5 protein-coding genes, 1 tRNA gene, 1 pseudogene and 1 riboswitch are annotated in these 6449 nt (G+C 71.9%); of the genes and pseudogenes, 4 read left to right on the top strand and 3 right to left on the bottom strand.

All coding sequences use genetic code 11. From position 1 onward, the window contains the following. A pseudogene (locus CW362_RS44965) lies at positions 1 to 97 on the bottom strand (GTP cyclohydrolase); the annotation flags it as partial. A gap of 122 nt (positions 98 to 219) precedes the next feature. Then, a complete protein-coding gene (locus CW362_RS34875; RefSeq protein WP_103553621.1) occupies positions 220 to 729 on the bottom strand; it encodes a MarR family winged helix-turn-helix transcriptional regulator in 510 nt (169 codons plus the stop codon). A gap of 80 nt (positions 730 to 809) precedes the next feature. Here CW362_RS34875 and CW362_RS34870 point away from each other — a divergent pair, with 80 nt between their 5' ends. The 4 genes from CW362_RS34870 (at position 810) to CW362_RS34855 (ending at position 4942) form a co-directional block, all read left to right on the top strand. Beyond that, positions 810 to 1952 (top strand): dihydrofolate reductase family protein, encoded by a 1143-nt coding sequence (locus CW362_RS34870; RefSeq protein WP_103553620.1) that lies wholly within the window; start codon positions 810 to 812, stop codon positions 1950 to 1952. Between the two features lie 86 nt (positions 1953 to 2038). Next, a tRNA-Met gene (locus CW362_RS34865) sits at positions 2039 to 2112 on the top strand. A 445-nt stretch (positions 2113 to 2557) separates the two neighbouring features. Further along, positions 2558 to 2714, top strand: a riboswitch (cyclic di-AMP (ydaO/yuaA leader). Between the two features lie 11 nt (positions 2715 to 2725). Next, positions 2726 to 3760 carry a M23 family metallopeptidase gene (locus CW362_RS34860; RefSeq protein ID WP_103553619.1) on the top strand — a complete coding sequence of 345 codons (1035 nt, stop codon included), beginning with the start codon at positions 2726 to 2728 and terminating at the stop codon, positions 3758 to 3760. 237 nt (positions 3761 to 3997) lie between these two features. Continuing rightward, positions 3998 to 4942 (top strand): aldo/keto reductase, encoded by a 945-nt coding sequence (locus tag CW362_RS34855; protein WP_103553618.1) that lies wholly within the window; start codon positions 3998 to 4000, stop codon positions 4940 to 4942. A gap of 73 nt (positions 4943 to 5015) precedes the next feature. Here CW362_RS34855 and CW362_RS34850 read toward each other — a convergent pair whose 3' ends face one another. After that, a complete protein-coding gene (locus tag CW362_RS34850; protein WP_103553617.1) occupies positions 5016 to 6362 on the bottom strand; it encodes a PrsW family intramembrane metalloprotease in 1347 nt (448 codons plus the stop codon). Between the last annotated feature and the right edge of the window lie 87 nt (positions 6363 to 6449).

Here is a 6449-nt window from a genome sequence, read left to right as displayed (position 1 = left end):
GGAAGGTCACGAGCTCGGCGTCGACGGAGTAGCCGTCGCCGAAGCGCAGGGGTACGCGGACGCGGGTGCGCACGGTGGCGGTGGGGTGGTCGCGCATGGTGTCTCTCCGTCCGGCGGGTTCGTACGGGCTGTGCTTCAGATTTGAAGCACAGCCTCGGAACGAGACCCTACATCTGCTTAAAACTTCAAGCAACGGGGTTCACGCCCCCTTCCGGCGCCTCACGAGGAGCAGGAGCGCCGCCGCCAGGGCAGATCCTCCCCGGGAGTCCCGGGATCCCCGCTCTGGATGGCCCGGGTGATGGTTCCGCAGATCTCCTCGAGCTGCCCCACCTGCTCCGGGGTCAGATGGTCGAAGACCGCCGTCCGCACCGTCTCGACGTGCGCGGGCGCCACCCGCTCCAGGAGGGCCATGCCCTCGTCGGTGAGGACGGCCATGTGTCCGCGCCTGTCGGTGGGGCAGCCCTCGCGGCCCACCGTGCCGTCCTTCTCCAGCCGCGCCACCGCGTACGTCAGCCGACTCCGGGTGATCTTCAGGGCCTCGGCGAGGTCGGTCATCCGCAGCCGCCGGTCCGGAGCCTCGGACAGCCGGGACAGGATGGAGTAGTAAAGGTGGGGCATCCCCGCCTCCGCCTGTAGCCGGCGGTCGATGGCGTCCGCCAGGAGGGAGGTCGCGGAGATGTACGAGCGCCAGGCGCGCTGTTCTTCGGCGGAGAGCCAGCGGGTCGTCATGAGACCAGTCTAGGTATTGTTTAAAACTTGAACCACTGCGCCCGGATTCCTGCGCGCGTGCGACCGGAGGATGCGTCCCGATGCCCCGTCCCTACGTCCTGCTGTCCGCCGCCGTCTCCCTCGACGGCTTCCTGGACGACACCGGGCCCGAGCGGCTGCTGCTCTCGGGTCCGGCCGACTTCGACCGGGTCGACGAGGTGCGGGCGTCCAGCGACGCGATCCTGGTGGGCGCCGGCACGCTGCGCACGGACAACCCGCGGCTCCTGGTCAACTCCGCCGAGCGGCGTGCGGCCCGGGTCGCCGGCGGCCGCCCCGAGTACCCCCTGAAGGTCACCGTCAGCGGCTCCGGCGAACTCGACCCGCGGGCGCAGTTCTGGCACACGGGCGGCGAGAAGGTCGTCTACACGACGGACGAGGGCGCGCGACGGGCGTCCACCCTGCTGGGCGGCATCGTCGGCGTCGACGTCGTGCCGACGGGCCCCGGACTCGACTGGCGCGTGCTGCTGGAACACCTCCACGACGTACGGGGCGTGCGCCGCCTCATGGTCGAAGGGGGCGGCAAGGTCCACACCCAGCTCGTGCGCGAGCAGCTCGCCGACGAACTGCAGCTCGCCGTCGCCCCCCTCTTCGTCGGGCAGCAGGACGCACCGCGGCTGTTCGGGCCCGGGGCGTACCCGCCGGGGCGGATGCGGCTGGTGGAGACCCGGCCCGTCGGGGACGTCGTGCTCGTCCGCTACGTCCCCACCGCGCCCGGCACCGGCCCGCTCGCCTCCGCGTCGGACCGGCGGTGGCTGGAGCTCGCCTGCGAGCTGGCGGAGCTGTGCCCGCCCTCGAAGACCGCGTTCAGCGTGGGCGCGGTGGTGGTCGCGGCCGACGGCACCGAGCTGGCCCGGGGCCACTCCCGCGAGGGCGGCGACCCGGTCGTGCACGCCGAGGAGGCCGCCCTCGCCAAGATCGACCCGGCCGATCCGCGGCTGGCCGCCGCCACCGTCTACAGCAGCCTGGAACCGTGCGCCCACCGCGCCTCCCGGCCCGCGCCGTGCGCCCGGCTCATCCTCGACGCCGGTGTGCGACGGGTCGTCACCGCCTGGCGCGAGCCCGACACCTTCGTCACGGACGCCGACGGGAACGGGCTCCTCGCCGCCGCGGGCGCCGAGGTCGTCGTCCTCCCCGAGTACGCGGACCGCGCCGAGGCCCCCAACCTGCATCTTCCGGCCCGGTAGGACCGGGTGCCCGCGCGCCCGCCCGAGGGGTGCGTCTGAACGGGTGTGCTTCGGGTCCCGCGGATGGCGTACACTGGTTTCACCGACGCGGGGTGGAGCAGCTCGGTAGCTCGCTGGGCTCATAACCCAGAGGTCGCAGGTTCAAATCCTGTCCCCGCTACTGAAGACCAAGGGCCGGAACTCGGATTCACGAGTTCCGGCCCTTGGTGTTTCACCTCTTGGCGTTTCACCCCTCGGTGTTTCGACCCGGTCGTTCCCTCCGGCTTGTTCCGGTTGGGGCTCTTCGGCCCGCTCGCGATTTCCTCCGGCGGGCGGGCGGTGTCCCCTCCCGGTCCGCGACCCGTGGGGGAGCTTCGTGACCTGGCGTTTCCGGTCCGGTCACGAATGGTGACCGGGTTGCGCCCCTCCGCGCGGCGGCTGACTCGCCGTCAGGCAAAATCCCGCCCATGCAAAGGGTCAACTCGCCCGTTTTTCATCGGTCATGACCCCAAAGTCCTGGCCGAAAGCCGTTAACGATCAGTCCGAACGGCTTGGAATTCGGTACCCGGGTCTATTAACGTTCGATAACGCAGCGCGGTCGTCACAACCGTCACAAGAGGCGGCTCCGTGCGCACGCGCCGAATCCCGCAAGGGAACCGGGGACCCATCTCGTGGGGTGAATCGAGCGTAATCCGCCGTGGAGGCACGGTGGCAGTACGCCCGTAGGAGACCTTCCTGCTCCGAACCCGTCAGCTAACCCGGTAGGCGGCAAGGAAGGAAAGGAGTGCGCCCACGTGGCGTCCAACCGGCCCGCTCAGCCAACCTCGTTCATGTCGGACGAACCGCAGACCTTCGGCTACGGCAAGGACGAGGGCCCCTGGGAGGAGTGGAACCCCACCGCGGATTCCGTCGCTCCCGTCCGCGGGCGGCACCGCACGGGCAAGCAGCGCGGCGGAGGACTCGCCCGCAGCTCCACGGTTCTCGGCGTCGGCGTCATAGCCGCCGTCGGAGGGGGCGGCATCGCCAGCGCCGCCCCGGACAAGGCGCCCGTCTCGATCTCGCTGCCCGACCTGTCGTCGGTCGCCGAGTCGGCCAAGGCCCTGATATCGGACGGCGGCTCCAGCGCTCCCAAGGGTTCCACGACCCCGCTCACCACCGCCGGCCTGACCGGCTCCGACACGGCCCACGGCGCCACCGACGCCGGTGAGGCGCTGCGCGACCGCATCATGCAGCAGGCCCAGTCGCAGCAGAACCAGGCCGACACCGCCACGCAGCGGGCGGCCCAGACCGCCGCAGCGAAGAAGGCCGTCGAGCTCGCCGCCAAGCAGCAGGACGAAGCGGAGGCCAAGGCCGCCGCCGCGAAGGAGAAGGCGGAGGAAGCGGCCAAGGAGAAGGCCGAGAAGGAGCGCCTCGCCGAGCTCGCCAAGAGCTACGCGCTGCCGACCTCCTCGTACACCCTGACCTCGACCTTCGGCGAGGCCGGCTCCATGTGGTCCTCCGGCTACCACACCGGACTCGACTTCGCGGCGCCCACCGGCACGCTCCTCAAGGCGATCCACAGCGGCACCGTCACCGAGGCCGGCTGGGCCGGCGCGTACGGCTACCGCACGATCCTCACCCTCGACGACGGTACGGAACTCTGGTACTGCCACCAGTCGTCCATCAGCGTCACCGTCGGCCAGAAGGTCGCCACGGGTGATGTCATCGGACGCGTGGGCGCGACGGGCAACGTCACCGGGCCGCACCTGCACCTCGAGGTGCACCCCGGCGGCGCCGCCACCGGCATCGACCCGATGGCGTGGCTCCAGAGCAAGGGCATCAACCCCTGATCCGTACGGCTCTTCGACCCGTGGCCGTGGGGCTCCCCGGTTCCTACGGCTCCGGCGGGGGCCGCGTACGACCCCTGGCGCGCCTCGCGTCCGTCCTCCCCGGTCTCCGGTGGTCCTGACGTCACCCCCCTCCGACGTCAGGACCACCGGTCGGGCGCGCACGGGACGCCCGCCCGCACCGGACCGTCCGGGACGAGCGCGGAATGCATCCGTCCGACACGGGCGTTGGGGTCGTACATGACTTCTCTTCGCAAGCTCGGTTCGTCCGACCTCGAGGTCTTCCCGCTCTCCCTCGGCGGCAACGTCTTCGGCTGGACCGCGGACGAGACCCGGTCCTTCGCCGTGCTCGACGCCTACGCCGCCGCCGGCGGCAACTTCCTCGACACGGCCGACTCCTACTCGGCATGGGTCCAGGGCAACGAGGGCGGCGAGTCCGAGACCGTCATCGGCAAGTGGCTGAGGACCCGCGGCAACCGCGAGGACATCGTGGTCGCCACCAAGGTCAGCCAGCACCCCGCGTACCCGGGGCTGTCCGCCGCCAACATCAAGGCCGCGGCCGACGCGTCGCTGCGCCGCCTGGGCACCGATCACATCGACCTCTACTACACGCACTTCGACAAGCCGGACGTGCCGGTCGAGGAGATCGTCGGAGCCCTCGACGAACTGGTGAGGGCCGGCAAGGTGCGGCACATCGGCGCCTCCAACATCTCCCCGGAGCGGCTGCGGGAGTCCCTGGAGTTCTCCGACCGCGAGGGCCTCGCCCGCTACGTCGCGCTCCAGCCGCACTACAACCTCGTCTCGCGCGACACCTACGAGGGCGCCCTGCTGGAGGTCGCCTCCCGGGCCGGTCTGGCAGCCGTCCCGTACTACGCGCTCGCCTCCGGTTTCCTCACCGGCAAGTACCGCCCCGGCACGACGGTCGACTCGCCCCGGGCGGCGGGCGCGGCCGGGCACCTCGGCACGGAACGCGGGCAGCGGGTCCTCGCCGCCCTCGACGAGGTCGCCGGGGACCGTGGCGTCGCCGTCCCGACGGTCGCCCTCGCCTGGCTGGCCGCACGGCCGACGGTCGCCGCGCCGATCGCCTCCGCCCGTACGGTGGAACAGCTCCCGGCCCTGCTGGGGGTCGCGGACCTGGTGCTGACGGACGAGGAGCTGGCACGGCTGTCGAAGGCGTCCGCGTAGCGGCCGGACGGCCGGGCCCGGCGCGCGGCACCGGTGATGTCTCCGAGGTGCCGCGAGCCGGGGCCGCTGCCCGCTAGAAGCGGTACGGGTTGTACGCGGGATACGGCGTCGGCGCGGACGCCTGCGCCGGCGGGCCGTACGGCTGCGCGGGCGGGGCGACGTACCCGTACCCGGGGACCGGCCAGGGCGGCGGCGCGGGCAGCGGTGCCGTCGCACCGGCCGCGTAGGCGAGAGCCGGACGGGCGATCTCCCGGCGGCGCCACAGCTCCTCGAGCAACTCGCGCTCCCGTACGACGAAGTCGGCGCCCGCGCGGCCCCGGCGCCCCCGGTGGCGCAGGAACGCCAGCGAGGTCGCGTACGCCTCGTACTCCGCCACCGAGCGCGCCGCGCTCCTGCCGAAGTGGTGGCCGGCGTACTCACGGGCGATCCGCCGCGCCCGCATCGAGCCGAGGACCCACGGTTCGGCCGCGCCCAGCCATCCGGCGACGGTGTACACGGGCAGTTCGGCGCGGACGGTGCGCAGCTCGCGCTGCCGGGTCCGGACGACGAGCCAGGTCAGCAGCCCGAACGCGGGCACCATGAACGCGGCGTACACACCGAAGAACCCGAACCGGCCGAAGCCCGGCGAGCTGTTCCAGAGCGCGTGCATGCCCATCGCGAGCAGCAGTCCGGTGAGGGGGAGCAGCACACGACGCGCGTGCCGGCGTTCGGCGGACAGCGCCGCGACGCCGAAGCCGATGCCGGTCAGCACGGTGAACAGCGGATGCGCGAAGGGCGACATCACCACACGGACGAAGAAGGTCGCCGCGGTGACGGAGGCGAGCCCGCTCTCCCCGCTGAGCCGGTCGGTGCCGAAGGCGTTGCCGAGATAGAGGATGTTCTCGGTGAAGGCGAAGCCGGTGGCGGTGACCCCTGCGATGACGACACCGTCGACGATCCCGGTGAAGTCCCGTCTGCGGAAGAGGAAGACGAGCAGGACGGCAGCCGCCTTCGCCGACTCCTCGACGACGGGCGCTATGACGGTCGCGCCGAGCGTGTCCGCGCCGGACGGATCCGCGGTCGTCATGGCTATCCAGCGGGTCGCGAAACTGTTGGCGACGATCGCTATCAGCGCGGCCGCGCAGGCGCCCCAGGCGAAGGAGAAGAGCAGGTTGCGCCAGGGGCCCGGCTCGACCCGGTCCAGCCACCGGAAGGCGGCTATGAGCAGCGGCACGGGGAACACGGCCAGTCCGAGGCCGACCAGGAAGCCCTCGGTGCCGGTCTGTTCGCGGACGAGGGCGAGGATCACCAGACCCGACATCGCGAGCAGCGTGATCAGCGCTCCATAGCGCACCCAACCGCGCTGCCACCAGTGCGGATGTCTCGGCGCGGATCCGGTGGGTCCGGCGGGCCGGGTCGGATACGGGGGATGGATGGCCACGGCATTGACCCTAACGAGGGAGGGCGTGGCCCGCGACGGCAACCGGAGTCCCCGGGAATTCCCGGCGGACGCCGACGGGTGTGTGCG

Origin of the sequence: Streptomyces populi (genome assembly GCF_002911015.1) — a bacterium.
GTDB classification, from domain to species: domain Bacteria; phylum Actinomycetota; class Actinomycetes; order Streptomycetales; family Streptomycetaceae; genus Streptomyces; species Streptomyces populi.
This window is presented reverse-complemented; position numbering and strand designations above follow the sequence as displayed.

Coding starts and splice junctions, on each gene's coding strand:
- CW362_RS34870 (WP_103553620.1), top strand. CDS start 810: ATGCCCCGTCCCTACGTCCTGCTGTCCGCCGCCGTCTCCCTCGACGGC.
- CW362_RS34875 (WP_103553621.1), bottom strand. CDS start 729: ATGACGACCCGCTGGCTCTCCGCCGAAGAACAGCGCGCCTGGCGCTCG.
- CW362_RS34855 (WP_103553618.1), top strand. CDS start 3,998: ATGACTTCTCTTCGCAAGCTCGGTTCGTCCGACCTCGAGGTCTTCCCG.